A 16,018-nucleotide genomic window follows, 5' to 3' on the forward strand; every position below is an offset into this window, starting at 1 on the left:
GGAGGTGAAATTCCTCCTCCGAACCAGCTCATTTAGAATGGAAGCCACCCACCACTATGCAAAGAATGGTTGAAATGCTATAATTCATATGTTTGTTAGTGCAACAGTCTGTTTTCTAGTATAATGAAAAGTTCAAGAAGACTTTAAAGAGGTGTTTACTACATTGTCCCAGCATGATACGCCGTTATTTACCGGCTTGATGAATCATAGTAAAAAAAATCCTGTACAATTCCATATCCCCGGACATAAGAAGGGGGCAGGTATGGATCCTGAATTCAAGGAATTCATCGGCGAAAATGCCCTTTCCATCGACCTGATCAACATTGCCCCGCTGGATGACTTGCACCAGCCGAAGGGAATGATCAAAGAAGCCCAGGACCTGGCTGCTGAAGCCTTCGGGGCTGACCATACATTTTTCTCTGTGCAAGGCACGAGTGGCGCCATCATGACCATGGTGATGAGTGTATGCGGACCTGGAGATAAAATCATTGTTCCGCGTAATGTTCATAAATCCGTCATGTCTGCCATCGTATTCTCAGGCGCTACCCCCGTCTTCATCCATCCGGATATTGACGAGAATCTTGGGATTTCCCACGGGATCACAACGGATGCCGTTGCCCGCGCCCTTGAACAGAACCCCGATGCGAAAGGTGTACTCGTCATCAACCCGACGTATTTCGGAATATCGGCAGATCTCAAGAAAATCGTGGAGATTGCCCACTCATACGATGTACCTGTCCTTGTAGATGAAGCACACGGCGTTCATATCCATTTTCACGACGACCTTCCCCTTTCTGCCATGCAGGCTGGCGCAGATCTCGCGGCCACCAGCGTGCACAAACTGGGCGGGTCCATGACGCAGAGCTCTGTGCTCAATATGAAGAACGGGCTTGTTTCACCGAAGCGGGTCCAGACCATTCTCAGCATGCTCACGACAACATCTACGTCCTACCTGCTTCTTGCTTCATTGGACGTGGCGAGGAAGCGTCTTGCCACTGAAGGTCACGAGCTCATCTCCAGGACCATCGAGCTTGCCGGACGCATGCGTGACCAAATCAATGGCATTGAAGGACTATATTGCGTAGGAAAAGAAATTCTCGGAACGAAAGCAACATTTGATTATGACCCGACCAAACTGATCATCTCCGTCAAAGATCTTGGAATCAGCGGATTCGATGCAGAAAAATGGCTACGGGAGTCCCATAATATCGAGGTGGAATTATCCGACCTATATAACATCCTTTGTATCATCACTCCGGGTGATACTGAAGAAGATGCTTCCACTTTGGTGAGCGCGCTCAAGGAACTGACGGAAAAGTTGAAACAGGACGGAGCCCGCGATCCGATCACGGTCATGCTGCCTGACATCCCCGTGTTGTCCATCACGCCAAGAGATGCTTTTTATGCAGAAACCGAAGTCATCCCCATTGACGAAACGGTGGGAAGAACGATTGCAGAATTCATCATGGTGTATCCTCCTGGGATTCCGATCTTCATTCCCGGGGAGATCATCACAAAGGAAAATATCGAATACATCAAAACGAATATTGAAGCCGGACTGCCCGTCCAAGGACCAGAAGATTATGATCTACGACATCTTCGCGTCATCAAGGAACATCGGGCGATCCGCTAACAGAAAAAGGATGAAGAGCCTGAATGGCCCCTCATCCTTTTCTTTATATCATCGATTAATCATCAATTTCTACATCATGTTCACATGTACAGCAGTTAGAGAATAAAACAGAAACCTTTTCATCCTCATAATGCTCAATGGTGTTCAGACAAGATTGACAAACGATTGTTCCCATTACGTTCATTCCCTTCTGTTTTAGTGTAAGCGTTTTATCTGACTCTATAATATTATAACACAATTAGAAAATCAACCTTAAATTGTATAACTTTATTCATTGAAACCCCATCATTCCTCCATACTAATAAGTGTATGTATGCGATTACATTTTGATGTGTGCGATTTCTTTATTTTTCAGAAAATATTGTTTCCACTATGGTCTTATATCCGAATACCAGCTTCCTGTCGGGCCATCCCGCCTGGCGCATGGGCGACCCGTGATTGACGCTACCCACATGCGTTCACAGATCCTCTGCACGCTGCCTCTTTCATCAAAAAAATCCGCATCATTCCAGGTCTGAATGATGCGGACTTTCCGCTGCCACGCCTATTCGATTGTTTTGATCTTTGCAGGATCGAGGATTTCAAACCCTTTATCCTGAAGACCTTTCACGATATCAGGAACTGCTTCTGCCGTCCATGTACGGTCATGCATCAACAGGTTTGCTCCGTCCCCGAGATAAGGGCTGTTGACCATGATATCCGAGATGGCGGCCTTTGACTGGTACTGCTTTTCCCAGTCATACCCGTACGTCCAATTCATGAGGGTCATCTTCTCTTCCTTGACCACTTCCCTGCTCTCATCGGTATTCTGTCCGAAGGGTGCACGGAAGAAGACAGGGCGTTCACCGATGATCGATTCGACGAGATCATTCAGCTCTACGATTTCCTTCCGTTGCTCATCAGGTGTCAGATCCTTCAGTGAACTGTGATGATATGTATGGTTGCCGATCTCAAATCCCATATCGTGGATTTTTTTTAACTTTTCCTTCCCTTCGTTTGATTCAAGGAAATGTCCGTTTACAAAAAAGATGGCGTTCACATCCATCTCCTTCAAATCTTCAGCGATCTCTACGGCATGCTCGTCCGGAGAATCATCGAATGTGAGGAGGGCGACTTTCTTGTTCGCATCCTTGATGGGGTCGATCGTCCATGTGTTCTCATTCACGACGTATTCAGGTTCGGCTACTGCCGGAGCTACCTCTTCCTCTACTTTCTCTTCATTGCTTTCTTCATCCGTGGCTTCCTTTGTAGCTGCCTCTTCTTTCTTTGGTTCTTCCTTCTTTTCCTTTGTACTGCTTGAAGCCGTTCCGCCGCTCGAGCAGGCACCAAGGAACAAAGACAGGAAAACTGCGAATACCAGTAATTTCTTCATATGATCAAACACCTTTCCAACGTCACTTTGAACATTTTAACATAAACTGTGACATCTGGAAAATATTCTAATCCTTCCTGGATACAATCGGCTAGATCAGTTGAAGGACTCCCTCGAACAGGACTTTGAAAGCAAAAAAGCAGCAAAGACTGGATGAAGTAATAAACAGAGTCAGTTTTCTGGATTGAACGATCTTCCCGGCCACAAGGAAGGATAGATAGAAGAACAGGGCAAACATGATCCATTTATATTCTACATGATCCTTTGTCGAGAACCATTCGGCAATATAAAATACGCTCCATAACATCAGCTGAACGAGGAATGCAATATATATTTTCATCCGACGACATCCTTTACCATGAAAATGAAGGCTTACCTCTATACTATATTCTGCCCAAAGAAATATCAGTATGATTGTCTTTTCAATTCTGTAACATTTCCATGACTTTCCGCATAGAGGATCTTTGTATGATAGAATGGTCCATAAGACAGTGTTAATAGTCATTATTTTACATTCCATACCATCCTACATAGAAAGAAGGAAGATGTATGAAGCGCATATGTTTCCTATTGATCGCATCGACAGCTCTCCTCTTAAGTTCCTGCAGTGGGGTTTCTTCGCAGAATGTGACCCAGGCAACTGATGAAATGATCAGGAAGCAGGTTCTGTTCTTCACGGATGATGAAAATCTCACGAGCGAAATTCCTTATTATGATGCCATCCTGGAACTCAAATCGAAGCACCCGGAGAGCTTGAAGCACCTTAAAGTCGTCAATACCCGTTCCACTGAGGATCAGCCCATCCTGGACAAGACGCCCGAGTCCCCAGCCATATTAGTCATAGAAGACAATGAAGTCATTTGTGAAATTGAAGGATCCACGAACAAGAACAATATTGTCAAGCCCGTGGCCCAGGCAATCTCCCATTGGTATGATTAAAAAAAAGATGACCCTCGGATGAGGATCATCTTTTTTTGTATTACATGATGTGAATTGGGCTTCCCATCGCTACTTCAGCAGCTTCCATTGAGATCTCACCAAGAGTTGGGTGAGCATGGATCGTCATGGCAACGTCTTCTGCTGTCATGCCGGATTCGATTGCAAGACCAAGTTCAGCGATCATATCAGAAGCACCGACACCAACGATTTGAGCACCGATGATGAGTCCGTCTTCTTTACGGGTGATCAGCTTCATGAAGCCTTCTGTTTCGTTAAGAGCAAGGGCACGTCCGTTTGCTGCGAATGGGAATTTCGCTGCAACCACTTCAATTCCTTCTTCTTTTGCAGAAGCTTCAGAGTGACCTACAGTCGCTAGTTCAGGATCTGTGAAGCAAACAGCAGGAATACCAAGATAATCAACTTCTGCAGGCTCACCAGAGATGACTTCTGCAGCAATTTTACCTTCATATGAAGCTTTGTGAGCAAGTGGAGGACCATCTACGATGTCTCCGATTGCAAAGATATTTGAAATGTTTGTGCGGCATTGTTTGTCGACTTTGATAACACCGCGGTCGCTCATTTCAACACCAAGCTCTTCAAGACCGATTTCGTCCGTGTTAGGGCGGCGTCCAACAGTTACAAGAACATAATCCGCTTCAACTGTTTTCTCTTCGCCTTTCACTTCGTATTTCACGACTACGCCGTTGTCACTTTCTTCAACGCCTTTAGCCATAGCTTTAGTTACAACGTCTACGCCTTTTTTCTTGAGGCCTTTTTTCACGATGCTTGTCATTTGCTTTTCGAAGCCCATGAGGATATCGTCAGCGCCTTCAAGGATCGTTACTTCAGAACCAAGGTTGGCATAAGCTGTACCAAGTTCCGTACCGATGTAACCTCCACCGATGACAACCAATTTGCCCGGCACTTCTTTAAGAGCTAGCGCTCCAGTAGAATCGATTACACGTTTAGAGAACTTGAAGCTAGGGATTTCAATTGGACGAGATCCAGTAGCCAAGATCAAGTTTTTGAACGTATACGTCTGTGCTGAATTTTCATCCATTACACGAAGGGTGTTGGCATCTACAAGGTACGCTTCGCCGCGGACGATATCCGCTTTGTTTCCTTTAAGAAGGCCTTCAACACCACCGGTAAGCTTTTTCACGACGCCGGCTTTCCACTCTTGAACTTTATCGAAGTTCACTTTTACGTTTTCAGCAACGATACCCATGTCATCTGAATGCTGGGCACTGTGGAAGCGGTGACCCGCTGTGATAAGGGCTTTAGAAGGGATACATCCAACGTTCAGGCAAACCCCACCAAGATTTTCTTTTTCTACGATTGTTACTTTTTGTCCAAGCTGTGCCGCACGGATGGCAGCTACATATCCACCAGGACCTGCACCGACTACTATAGTATCTGTTTCGATTGGGAAATCTCCTACTACCATTGAATTACGCCTCCATTAATAATAGTTCTGGATCGTTCAACAAACGTTTGATATGGTTTAGTGCATGTTGAGCAGTAGCACCATCGATCATACGGTGGTCAAAGCTCAATGATAATGCTAACACAGGTGCCGCTACAATTTCACCATTTTTCACTACAGGTTTTTCAGCGATACGGCCGACACCAAGGATGGCAACCTCTGGGTGGTTGATAACCGGAGTGAACCATTGTCCGCCTGCAGAACCGATATTGGTGATTGTGCAAGATGCACCTTTCATTTCGTCACCGGCAAGTTTACCGTCACGGGCTTTACCAGCTAGTTCATTGATTTCATTTGAAATAGAGAACATGGACTTACGGTCTGCATTTTTCACGACCGGTACAAGAAGGCCTTTGTCTGTGTCAGCTGCAATTCCGATGTTGTAGTAATGTTTTTGAACGATTTCGCTTGTAGCGTCATCGATTGATGTATTAAGAGCCGGATATTCACGAAGGGCACTTGTCAATGCTTTTACGATGTACGGCAAGAATGTAAGCTTAACGCCTTTTTCTGCTGCCACTTCTTTGAACTTCTTACGGTGAGCCCAAAGTTTTGTCACATCGATCTCATCCATCAGTGTAACGTGAGGAGCTGTGTGTTTAGAGTTCACCATTGCTTTGGCGATGGCTTTACGCATACCGCTCATTTTCTCGCGAGTCTCTGGGTATTCGCCTTCTGGAGCTTTAACTGGAGCCGGAGCTTTTTCTTCTTTGGCAGGTGCCTCAGATTTAGCTTCAGTAGCTTGTGGAGCAGATCCTCCATTAGCAAATGCATCGATATCTTCTTTAAGTACGCGTCCGTTTTTACCTGAACCGGATACTTCACGGATTTCAACACCGTTTTCACGGGCATATTTACGTACAGAAGGCATTGCGATGACACGTTTGTTAGGGTCAACTTCTTCTTTGCTCACTTCTTGACCTTCTTCTGCAGTACCTTGAACCTGAGCTTCTGTTTTTGCATCAGCTTTAGGCTCTTCTTTTTTGTCGCTATCGCTGTCGCTGCCCTTGAATTGAAGGTCTTCGTAACCTGGTGCGTCGAAACGGATCAATGTATCGCCTACGACTGCTACAGTTCCTTCTTCGACAAGGACTTCTTCAACCGTACCAGCAACTGGTGACGGGATTTCTACAACAGCTTTATCATTTTGGACTTCACATAGTACGTCGTCCTCTTCTACTGTATCGCCAGCTTTTACAAACCACTTGACGATTTCACCTTCATGGATACCTTCACCGATATCAGGTAATTTGAATTCAAATGCCATGGATCCTACCTCCTGGTTTTATCATGATTGAATAGATGAATGTAATGGATCTTTTTTTCTCTATATAGTAGAAAATAGAAGGGTGTTGCTTCCCTTCTATTTTCTTTTTCTATCCGAAAAGGATTAGAATTCAAGTACTTTCTTAGCTGTTTCGATTACATCTTTGTAATTCGGAAGCCAAACTGTCTCAGCTTGAGAGAACGAGAATACAGTATCAGGTGCCGCTACGCGAAGTACTGGCGCCTCAAGGCTAAGGATCGCGCGGTCATTGATTTCAGCAACGACGTTAGCAGCGATACCTGCTTGTTTTTGAGCTTCCTGGACAACGATCGCACGATTTGTCTTTTCGACAGATGCCATGATGGTCTCGATGTCAAGCGGGCTTACTGTACGAAGGTCGATGACCTCTACAGAATAGCCTTCTTTTTCAAGTTCATCGGCAGCTTTCAATGACTCATGTACCATTGCACCGTAAGTGATGATGGAAAGGTCTGTACCTTCACGTTTCACAGCGGCTTTACCAAGTTCGATCGTATACTCTTCTTCCGGAACTTCTTCACGGAATGAACGGTATAGTTTCATGTGCTCAAGGAAGATGACAGGATCGTTATCACGGATCGCTGAGATCAAAAGACCTTTAGCCTCATATGGAGTTGATGGGATAACCACTTTAAGACCTGGTTGCTGAGCAACAAGACCTTCAAGGCTGTCCGCGTGAAGCTCAGGAGTATGAACCCCACCACCGAATGGTGAACGGATCGTGATAGGTGAAGAATAAGCTCCACCTGAACGATAGCGCATACGAGCCATTTGGCCGGAAATTGAATCCATTACTTCGTATACGAAACCGAAGAATTGGATCTCTGGAACGGGACGGAACCCTTCCAATGCTAGACCGATTGATAGTCCGCCGATACCTGATTCTGCAAGCGGCGTATCGAATACACGGTCTTCACCGAATTCTTTTTGAAGTCCTTCCGTTGCACGGAATACACCACCGTTTAGACCTACGTCTTCACCAAAAACCAGTACGTCTTCGTTGTTGCGTAGTTCTGTGCGCAGTGCATCAGTGATCGCTTGAATCATTGTCATTTGCGCCATGGCTTACTTCGACTCCTTCTCTTTGTAGATTTCTAATTGCTCTTTAAGGTTGTAAGGAAGCTCTTCGAACATGTTGTTGATGAAATCTGTCACTTTTTGTTTAGGAGTTCCATCAGCTTCTTTGATTGCCTGCTTGATATCTTCCTTAGCAGATTCGATGACTTCGTTTTCTTTTTCTTCGCTCCAAAGTCCTTTTGCTTCTAGGAATTTGCGGAAGCGTACCAATGGATCTTTCTTTTCCCAGTCAGTATCCATTTCAGAAGTACGGTAACGAGTCGGATCGTCCCCTGCCATTGTATGTGGACCATAACGGTAGCAAAGTGTCTCGATTAGTGAAGGTCCTTGTCCATCAACTGCACGCTTACGAGCTTCCGCAGTTGCTGCAAATACGGCAAGTGGATCCATACCGTCTACAAGGATACCAGGGATTCCGGCTGCAACCGCTTTTTGAGCGATTGTTTTACCAGCTGTTTGCTTGTCGCGAGGAGTTGAGATCGCGAATTGGTTGTTTTGAACCACGAAGATTGCAGGCGCAGCATAAGCACCGGCAAAGTTGATGCCTTCGTAGAAGTCACCTTGAGATGAACCGCCGTCACCTGTATATGTGATGGCAACAGCTTTTTTGCCGCGTTTTTTAAGTCCGAGTGCCACACCAGCTGTTTGGATGTATTGAGCACCGATGATGATTTGTGGGGATAGGACGTTCACACCTTCTGGCGCCTGGTTTCCTACGAAATGTCCGCGAGAGAACAAGAACGCTTTCGTTAGTGGAAGGCCGTGCCAGATGATTTGAGGAACATCACGGTATCCTGGAAGGATCCAGTCCTCTTTCTCAAGTGCAAAGTGTGAAGCGATCTGTGATGCTTCCTGACCTGCTGTCGGAGCGTAGAACCCTAAGCGTCCTTGACGATTCAAGGAGATGGAACGTTGGTCAAGAATACGAGTGTAAACCATGCGGCGCATAAGCTCTTGAAGATCTTCGTCGGAGATCTCCGGCATTGCGTCTTCGTTTACAACTTCGCCTTCTTCGTTCAAAATTTGGAGCATTTCAAACTTGCTTTCAACTTCTTCGAGCGTTTTCACTGCGTCGAATTGTGCCTTCTTTGATTTAGAAGCCATCGAAGTCACCTATCCTTTCTACATGCATTTATTTTGGTTTTTTACATACAAAGTTTAGATTACCCAAATCAAGTATGACTTACCACATATCCGTGGACACACTGTTACTAGTTTTCCACAAATACTCAGAAAGAAAACCCAATTTTAAAATCGGGTTGATCTGTACTACTCAACACTGGATGCTGACTAATACAATATTAAATCACCTCTATTAGTTTACAATACCTATTTTCGGTACGTCAACGACAAAGTGCTATATTTTATAAGTTCTCTTATAAATTCAGATTACTCCCAGATTGACATCACGGACCATCTGTATTACTGAAGTCTGACCACCTGTTATATATAATAGTTTCGTTTTCACCGATCTGTTATAGAGTAACTTTTGGGCAAATAAAAAAAGACGGCAAAGGTGGCCGTCTTCCATCCATCATTCATCTATTTCTTCGAATGCCGCGTTGGAGTATAAGTCTTTTTTTGCTTCATTGTATTCTTTCGTCTTATCATTGTACTCATCATTCAATTTGGAGACTTTTTCATACTCCTTATTGATCGATGTGACCTGCTTTTCGAGTTGTTCCATTGTCAGGTCTTCTTTTTTCAGCATTTCATACAGTTCCTTATCCCCGTCAAGGACGCTCAGATAGGATTTCGTCAGCTTGGCGTGGAGCTCATAGCGTGCCTTCATCGTTTTCTCCAGTGACTGGGCTTGTTTCTTAAGATCTGCGTCGTCAAGTTTCTCTATGTATTTGGATGCATCTGCGAACGTCTCTTTTGCTTCGTCCATGGACGTTTGTTCTTTTTGGATATACTCTTTCCTCTTATCGACATTCTCCAGCGCTTCATCTGAAAGCTCCTGGATTTTGTCCATTTCCTTCATTCCAAGTCCCATGATGGTCTCATACAGGTTTTGCTCTTTCTTTTCAAGCTCCTGTAGCGGCTTTTGGGCTTCAGCATACGGCTTTTCCTTGGAAACGGTATCTTCCATGACATCATGAAGACTTTCTTCCGGTGATGATGTCCCTGAACACCCCATCAATAAAAGTGCGACAGCACCTGTCACGATTGCAAAACGGAATTTCGACACGATCAGATCCCCCTAACGTTTTTTCCATCTTCTACTATATCGATGTCTGCAGATTTTGACAATAGGGAGTTCCCCCTGTCGGAATATGTCTATACACAGGAAACCCTGTACTCTATTACTATGCCCCCCGTGGCTCCGGTATTCTTGACTCCTGCTAGATTCGTTAACTTTTTGTGTATGAAGTGTTAAAATAATTCTATTGCACGCATACCGCGCATCAGATTTACATGGAGCAACGGTAATCGTCAGATGATGACCGTTGCATTCGAGGAGGAATAAAACCATTATGATCACAATGAAAGATATCATCCGTGAAGGCCACCCTTCCCTCACGTCGGTTGCACAGGAAGTGAAACTGCCACCTTCAGAGGAAGATAAAGAAATCCTCTCAAGCCTTCTAGAGTATGTTAAAAACAGTCAGGACCCCGAGCTTTCCGCACAGTACGGATTAAGGCCGGGTATCGGCTTGGCAGCTCCACAGATCAATGTCCTGAAACGGATGATCGCCGTGAACGTGAAAGATGGTGAGCGCCTATACAGTTATGCGCTCTTCAACCCCAAAATCATCAGTCATTCTATCGAAAAAGCCTTTCTGACGTCAGGTGAAGGCTGCCTGTCTGTCGACCGGAATGTGCCGGGATTCGTTCCGCGGTATGCCCGTATCACGGTAAAGGGCTGGGACGTGGACGGCAACGAAATCAAAATCCGCCTGAAAGGTCTCGCCGCCATCGTATTCCAGCATGAGATCGATCACCTGAACGGCGTGATGTTTTATGACCATATCGATCATGAGAACCCGTTCGAACCGATTCCCGACGCCATCCCCATCGAACGATGATAATCGTGAAAAAAGGACTTCCCGTTGTTCCGGGAAGTCCTTTTTTTCTATCAGTTAAATCAAGCCCAGTTTTTTCAGTGCTTTAGAGATTCCGTCATCTGCCACATCCGCCGTCACGAAATCAGCATGCCGTTTCAGCTCTTCTACGGCATTCCCCATAGCAACACCCGTTCCGACGCCTTTGATCATTTCGATATCGTTCAATCCGTCTCCGAATGCATATACATCCTCCATCCGGAATCCGAGCTTGTCGATCATCCGTTTGATGCCCTCTGCCTTTGATCCACCGTCAGGCAGGATGTCCATGGAGTGTTCGTGCCATCTGATAAAGGAGAATTCAGGGTACTTCTCGCGGTAAAATCCTTCTTCCTCCTCATCACAGAATAGAAGTGATTGGTAAATGTCCCTCCCCTTATAGAATTCAGGCTGGAATTCAGGGTGGGTGAACTTCAGGCTCGCCATGCTTTTATTGATATACTCATCATTTTCATGATTGGCCTTCATTGTTTCATGGTCAAGATGGACGACAGGATGCCCTTTGGCTTCCGAGTCCTTCAGTAGGACTTCAAGGCGCCCGGTATCAAGTGGATTCGTGTAGATGACGTTGTTCTCGAATACAACATACTGTCCGTTGAAGGACACATAGGAATCAATGCCGAGTTCTTCCCTCAAGGGTTCATACATGAACGGTGCACGCCCCGTGGCGATGGCAACAAACGTCCCGTTATCCTTGAGGCGGCTGATGGCCTGTTTTGTGGAAGGCGGAAGTTTTTTATGGTGGTCAAGCAATGTTCCGTCTATATCAAAAAAAACGATCTTCGACATTATGACTCTCCTCTTTCTTATAATGGAATGACAAAAGTATAGGACGTTGATAAAGGTACATTTTCGCTTCGGAATTGTCAATGGATGCCGTAATCGCTTCATTTACTATATTTAACCATGTAAGAGAATCAAGAAATTCCGTACAATAGAAGTAAGGCATCTTTACTTCAAGCCTTTTTCTCGGTAAAATATAGGTAAGGAGTGATCATCCATGTTCAAAAAGCTGCGTAGGAAGCTTATGAAACAGTGGAAAGAATTGCTTAAAAAAAAGACGATCGCCTAAATGAAGGAGTCCATCTACATGCATGTCATACTGTCACTTTTCATAAGCAGGGACTGATGCCGTTTTGGGAGCTTTTTCTCCAAGAATGGATCCGTTCCTGCTCTTTATGTGCATGGAATCTTGATAAAACTTTATTTAATAGGAAGAATCCTTTATAATTCATACTATACATATTCATGATAGAGATCCCGGGCGGCTGTCGCCCTTGGAATGAAATGATCTATTTATGGGTAAACCGTATGGTAACAACCCACTCATTATGTTGATAACTTTTTTATCATAGAGGAAAGTTAAAGTTTTGAAAACGGATAAGGAGAGAGAAAACACATGATTTACAAAGTATTTTATCAAAAGAGTAAAGAAGAAGTGCCTGTTCGCGAATGCACTGACTCTCTTTACATCGAAGCAGATTCAGAGCGTGAGGTACGCCTCAAGCTGAAGGACAAACCGTACAACATCGAATTCGTGCAAAAGCTCGAGGGCGCTTTTCTAGAACACGAGAAAAACCAAGAATCATTCGAGCTGGAGAAATAATCGGATGAAATTTGTCAAGAATGACCAGACTGCAGTATTTGCCCTCGGTGGTCTAGGTGAAATCGGTAAAAACACATATGCTGTACAGTTCCAGGATGAAATTATCTTGATTGATGCAGGGGTTAAATTCCCTGAGGACGAACTCCTCGGTATCGACTATGTGATCCCTGACTATACGTATCTCGTTAAAAACGTAGATAAAATCAAGGGACTTTTCATCACACACGGTCACGAAGACCATATCGGCGGGATTCCGTATCTCCTTCGCGAGCTGAACATTCCGATCTACAGCGGAAAGCTTGCCATGGGATTGATCAAAAATAAACTTGAAGAGCATGGCCTTCTCCGCAATGCCAAGCTCAACATCATCCAAGAAGATGATGTGATCAAATTCCGGAAAACGTCCGTCACGTTCTTCCGAACCACCCACAGCATCCCCGATTCTTACGGGATCGTGGTCAAGACGCCTCCGGGCAATGTCGTACACACGGGTGACTTCAAATTCGACTTCACTCCAGTAGGGGAACCTGCCAATCTGACCAAAATGGCGGAAATCGGAAAAGAAGGCGTCCTATGTCTCCTCTCCGATAGTACAAATGCTGAGGTACCGAACTTTACGATGAGCGAACGTAAAGTAGGCGAAAGCATCGACGATATCTTCAGGAAAGTGGACGGCCGCGTTATTTTTGCTACATTCGCATCCAACATCCACCGCCTGCAGCAGGTTGTCGAAGCAGCGGTCTACCATAACCGTAAAGTGGCTGTATTCGGCCGAAGCATGGAAGCGGCCATCACCATCGGGCAAGAGCTCGGATACATCAATGCGCCGAAGGAAACCTTCATTGAGCATAATCAAATCAACCGATTGCCTGCGAATGAAGTGGCCATCCTGTGTACAGGTTCCCAAGGGGAACCGATGGCTGCCCTGTCCCGTATTGCCAACGGAACCCATCGCCAGATCCAGATACAACCAGGTGACACCGTTGTATTCTCGTCTTCGCCGATCCCTGGGAATACGATCAGTGTAAACCGCACGATCAACCTCCTGTACCGTGCTGGAGCCGAAGTGATCCACGGACCACTCAGCAACATCCATACGTCCGGACATGGTGGTCAGCAGGAAATGAAACTGATGCTCCGTCTGATGAACCCTACCTTCTTCATGCCGATCCACGGTGAGTACCGCATGCAGAAGATGCACGCTCAGCTCGGCGTTGACTGCGGTGTAGATCCAGATAATTGTTTCATCATGGATAATGGAGACGTCCTCGCCCTCAGCAGCGATTCTGCTCAAGTGGCAGGGAAGATTCCTTCAGGAAATGTCTATATCGACGGCAGCGGAATCGGTGACATCGGAAACATCGTCCTCCGTGATCGACGCATCCTTTCAGAAGAAGGACTTGTCATTGTCGTGGTCAGCATCAATATGAAGGACTTCAAGATTGCTTCCGGCCCTGACCTCATTTCACGCGGATTTGTTTATATGCGTGAATCCGGTGACCTTATCAATGAAGCACAGACCTTGATCTCAAAACACCTGAACAAGGTTCTTGAAAGAAGGACCACTCAATGGTCAGAAATCAAGAATGAAATCACGGATACACTGGCTCCATTCCTATACGAAAAAACAAAACGTCGTCCTATGATCCTTCCGATCATCATGGAAGTCTGATCCACCTTAAAAGGGCAGGTTCGCTATGAACCTGCCCTTTTTATACACTTCGTTCCCCATCAAAAAAGGATGGCCCTGGTAAGAAGGGGCCATCCTTTTGCTTTATTCTTATGTCCACAGGATTTTCTTCTCGAAGCGATTGATATCAGTGTCGGCACCGATCACGATGAGGATGTCCCCTTCCTGTATCTCCTCTTCAGCCTGAGGAGACACGATGATATCCCGGTCCCTTTTGATCGCCACGATATTGATCCCGTATTTTGCCCGGATATCAAGGTCGATCAAGCTGTTCCCGCTGAGCTTCTCATTGGCAACAAGCTCAACGATGGAATGCTCATCCGACAGTTCCAGGTAATCGAGTACATTATTCGAAACAATATTATGGGCGATCCTCCTCCCCATATCCCTTTCAGGATGAACCACCTGATTGGCACCGATCTTCCTCAGGACCTTTTCATGGTAGTCATTCTGAGCTTTGACGGTGATCTTCTTCACGCCAATCTCCTTCAGCATGATAGTGGTGAGGATGCTTGACTGTATATTATCCCCGATGGCGACAATCACGTGATCAAAGTTGCGGATCCCCAGACTCTTGAGCACCGACTCATCAGTGGAGTCCGCCACGACAGCGTGGGAAGCGGTGGAGGAAAACTCATTCACTTTATCCTCATCCATATCGATGGCCATCACCTCCATACCCTGCTCGGCGAGGGAGCGTACGATGCTCCCCCCGAAACGACCCAAACCGATGACTACAAACTCTTTTTTCATCTCCCATACCCCCTATTTTACTATCCTTATTTTAGCATAAAATCCAGGTGGAAATGGTTGGTCAGCTGTTCCTGACTCATTTTTTCCCTTTCACATAATCTGCGTCGAATAAAAACAGGCGCATCAATAGATACAGGGATGGGATCAGTAAAAGCAAGCCGGCTATAAACACGATGATGAGTGCCGTACCCATCACTTCGTTCGTTACACTTGAACCGATCGTGATGAAAGGCTTCAGGATGTACGGCAAATGGGACGCACCGTAACCGAAGAAAGCGAAAAAGAATTGAAGCATGACCGATATGAAGGCAAGGCCATATTGCTTGCGGCGATAAATGAGCCATGTAGCGAGAACAAAGAATAATAGGGATAAGCCGAACATCCACCAAATATCCATCGCATTCAAAAAATGCTCTTCATTGTGTTGTTTAAGGGACCAGAACACCCATAGGCTGGCGATGATCGTGGGTGGACTCCAGAAAAGGGAAAACTTCCTCAATATCTCCCTTGATGCCTTGTCCCCTGCCCTGTTGGCATAGTAGGTCAGAAATGCCGCTGAGATGAACAGGACTGAAACGATTGACAGAAATACCACACTCCATGAGTAGGGACTCGTCAAAAGTTTCCCGGCGAGGAAGATCACGCGGTCATCTGTTTCCTTCAGGAAGCCTCCTTCGGATATGGTGAGTGCCGTGGATAAAGACGCCGGTATCAACAACCCTGTGGCCCCGTAAATGAACAAGTACCCTATATTTTCCTTCGATCCATAGTTACTGAATGCGTAAAAGCTGCCCCGGATCGCAAGCAGGATGATTGCCACGCTTCCCGGGATGAGGAGGGCCGTCCCGTAATAATAAGCGGTATCCGGAAAGAATCCGACCAGACCGACGAAGAAAAACACGAAAAACACGTTGGTCACCTCCCATACCGGGGACAGATACCTGCTGATGAGTGCATTCATTGTGTGTTCCTTCCCTTTCATTCGGGCGTAAAAGGCAAAGAAACCGGCACCGAAATCAATGGAAGCTACAATGAGGTACCCGTATAAAAAGATCCACAGGACGGAGATCCCGATCACTTCCAAACTCATA

The 16,018-nt window shown here is 45.6% G+C and carries 16 protein-coding genes; 5 read left to right on the forward strand and 11 right to left on the reverse strand.

Annotated elements, in window-relative coordinates; translation table 11 throughout:
- The first annotated feature begins 163 nt into the window (after nt 1-163).
- Complete coding sequence (locus ACNA6I_RS07935; protein ID WP_048004193.1) at nt 164-1,633, forward strand: aminotransferase class I/II-fold pyridoxal phosphate-dependent enzyme; 1,470 nt, start codon at nt 164-166, stop codon at nt 1,631-1,633.
- 55 nt (nt 1,634-1,688) lie between these two features.
- On the opposite strand, the gene ACNA6I_RS07940 is transcribed toward ACNA6I_RS07935, so the two are convergent.
- The 3 genes from ACNA6I_RS07940 to ACNA6I_RS07950 all read right to left on the reverse strand — a co-directional run bounded on the left by ACNA6I_RS07940 (nt 1,689) and on the right by ACNA6I_RS07950 (nt 3,345).
- A complete protein-coding gene (locus ACNA6I_RS07940; protein WP_375540471.1) occupies nt 1,689-1,817 on the reverse strand; it encodes a GapA-binding peptide SR1P in 129 nt (42 codons plus the stop codon).
- A 360-nt stretch (nt 1,818-2,177) separates the two neighbouring features.
- Nucleotides 2,178-3,005 carry a polysaccharide deacetylase family protein gene (locus tag ACNA6I_RS07945; protein ID WP_048004194.1) on the reverse strand — a complete coding sequence of 276 codons (828 nt, stop codon included), beginning with the start codon at nt 3,003-3,005 and terminating at the stop codon, nt 2,178-2,180.
- A gap of 91 nt (nt 3,006-3,096) precedes the next feature.
- Nucleotides 3,097-3,345, reverse strand: a complete 249-nt coding sequence (locus ACNA6I_RS07950) for a hypothetical protein (RefSeq protein ID WP_048004195.1) — start codon at nt 3,343-3,345, stop codon at nt 3,097-3,099.
- A 209-nt stretch (nt 3,346-3,554) separates the two neighbouring features.
- Here ACNA6I_RS07950 and ACNA6I_RS07955 point away from each other — a divergent pair, with 209 nt between their 5' ends.
- The gene (locus ACNA6I_RS07955) at nt 3,555-3,944 is read left to right on the forward strand and encodes a hypothetical protein (RefSeq protein ID WP_048004196.1); all 390 of its coding nucleotides are present in this window, start codon (nt 3,555-3,557) and stop codon (nt 3,942-3,944) included.
- Between the two features lie 40 nt (nt 3,945-3,984).
- On the opposite strand, the gene lpdA is transcribed toward ACNA6I_RS07955, so the two are convergent.
- From lpdA to ACNA6I_RS07980, 5 genes are all read right to left on the reverse strand, one after another.
- Nucleotides 3,985-5,391 (reverse strand): dihydrolipoyl dehydrogenase, encoded by a 1,407-nt coding sequence (lpdA, locus tag ACNA6I_RS07960; RefSeq protein WP_048004197.1) that lies wholly within the window; start codon nt 5,389-5,391, stop codon nt 3,985-3,987.
- Nucleotides 5,392-5,395: 4 nt separating this feature from the next.
- On the reverse strand, nt 5,396-6,697 hold the full coding sequence (locus ACNA6I_RS07965; protein ID WP_048004198.1) for a dihydrolipoamide acetyltransferase family protein: 1,302 nt from the start codon (nt 6,695-6,697) through the stop codon (nt 5,396-5,398).
- A 123-nt stretch (nt 6,698-6,820) separates the two neighbouring features.
- Nucleotides 6,821-7,798: an alpha-ketoacid dehydrogenase subunit beta gene (locus ACNA6I_RS07970; RefSeq protein WP_048004199.1), complete on the reverse strand. Its 978-nt coding sequence runs from the start codon at nt 7,796-7,798 to the stop codon at nt 6,821-6,823.
- Between the two features lie 3 nt (nt 7,799-7,801).
- Nucleotides 7,802-8,917 carry a pyruvate dehydrogenase (acetyl-transferring) E1 component subunit alpha gene (pdhA, locus tag ACNA6I_RS07975; RefSeq protein WP_048004200.1) on the reverse strand — a complete coding sequence of 372 codons (1,116 nt, stop codon included), beginning with the start codon at nt 8,915-8,917 and terminating at the stop codon, nt 7,802-7,804.
- Nucleotides 8,918-9,347: 430 nt separating this feature from the next.
- Nucleotides 9,348-10,004 (reverse strand): YkyA family protein, encoded by a 657-nt coding sequence (locus ACNA6I_RS07980; RefSeq protein ID WP_416313139.1) that lies wholly within the window; start codon nt 10,002-10,004, stop codon nt 9,348-9,350.
- A gap of 286 nt (nt 10,005-10,290) precedes the next feature.
- On the opposite strand from ACNA6I_RS07980, the gene def reads away from it, so the two are divergent.
- Nucleotides 10,291-10,842, forward strand: a complete 552-nt coding sequence (gene def, locus ACNA6I_RS07985) for a peptide deformylase (RefSeq protein WP_048004202.1) — start codon at nt 10,291-10,293, stop codon at nt 10,840-10,842.
- 54 nt (nt 10,843-10,896) lie between these two features.
- Here the strand turns inward: def and ACNA6I_RS07990 are convergent, their stop codons facing one another.
- The gene (locus tag ACNA6I_RS07990) at nt 10,897-11,667 is read right to left on the reverse strand and encodes a Cof-type HAD-IIB family hydrolase (RefSeq protein WP_048004203.1); all 771 of its coding nucleotides are present in this window, start codon (nt 11,665-11,667) and stop codon (nt 10,897-10,899) included.
- Between the two features lie 610 nt (nt 11,668-12,277).
- Between ACNA6I_RS07990 and ACNA6I_RS07995 the strand changes: the two genes are divergently transcribed.
- Both ACNA6I_RS07995 and rnjA read left to right on the forward strand, forming a co-directional pair.
- Nucleotides 12,278-12,484, forward strand: coding sequence for a DNA-dependent RNA polymerase subunit epsilon (locus tag ACNA6I_RS07995; RefSeq protein WP_048004204.1), 207 nt, complete (start codon nt 12,278-12,280; stop codon nt 12,482-12,484).
- 4 nt (nt 12,485-12,488) lie between these two features.
- The gene (gene rnjA, locus ACNA6I_RS08000; RefSeq protein ID WP_048004205.1) at nt 12,489-14,156 is read left to right on the forward strand and encodes a ribonuclease J1; all 1,668 of its coding nucleotides are present in this window, start codon (nt 12,489-12,491) and stop codon (nt 14,154-14,156) included.
- A gap of 108 nt (nt 14,157-14,264) precedes the next feature.
- Here rnjA and ACNA6I_RS08005 read toward each other — a convergent pair whose 3' ends face one another.
- A complete protein-coding gene (locus ACNA6I_RS08005; RefSeq protein WP_048004206.1) occupies nt 14,265-14,927 on the reverse strand; it encodes a potassium channel family protein in 663 nt (220 codons plus the stop codon).
- 76 nt (nt 14,928-15,003) lie between these two features.
- Nucleotides 15,004-16,017, reverse strand: a complete 1,014-nt coding sequence (locus tag ACNA6I_RS08010) for a cytochrome d ubiquinol oxidase subunit II (protein WP_048004207.1) — start codon at nt 16,015-16,017, stop codon at nt 15,004-15,006.
- Nucleotide 16,018 lies beyond the last annotated feature (1 nt).

This window comes from Rossellomorea sp. FS2, from assembly GCF_047915635.1.
Taxonomy (GTDB): Bacteria; Bacillota; Bacilli; order Bacillales; family Bacillaceae_B; genus Rossellomorea; species Rossellomorea marisflavi_A.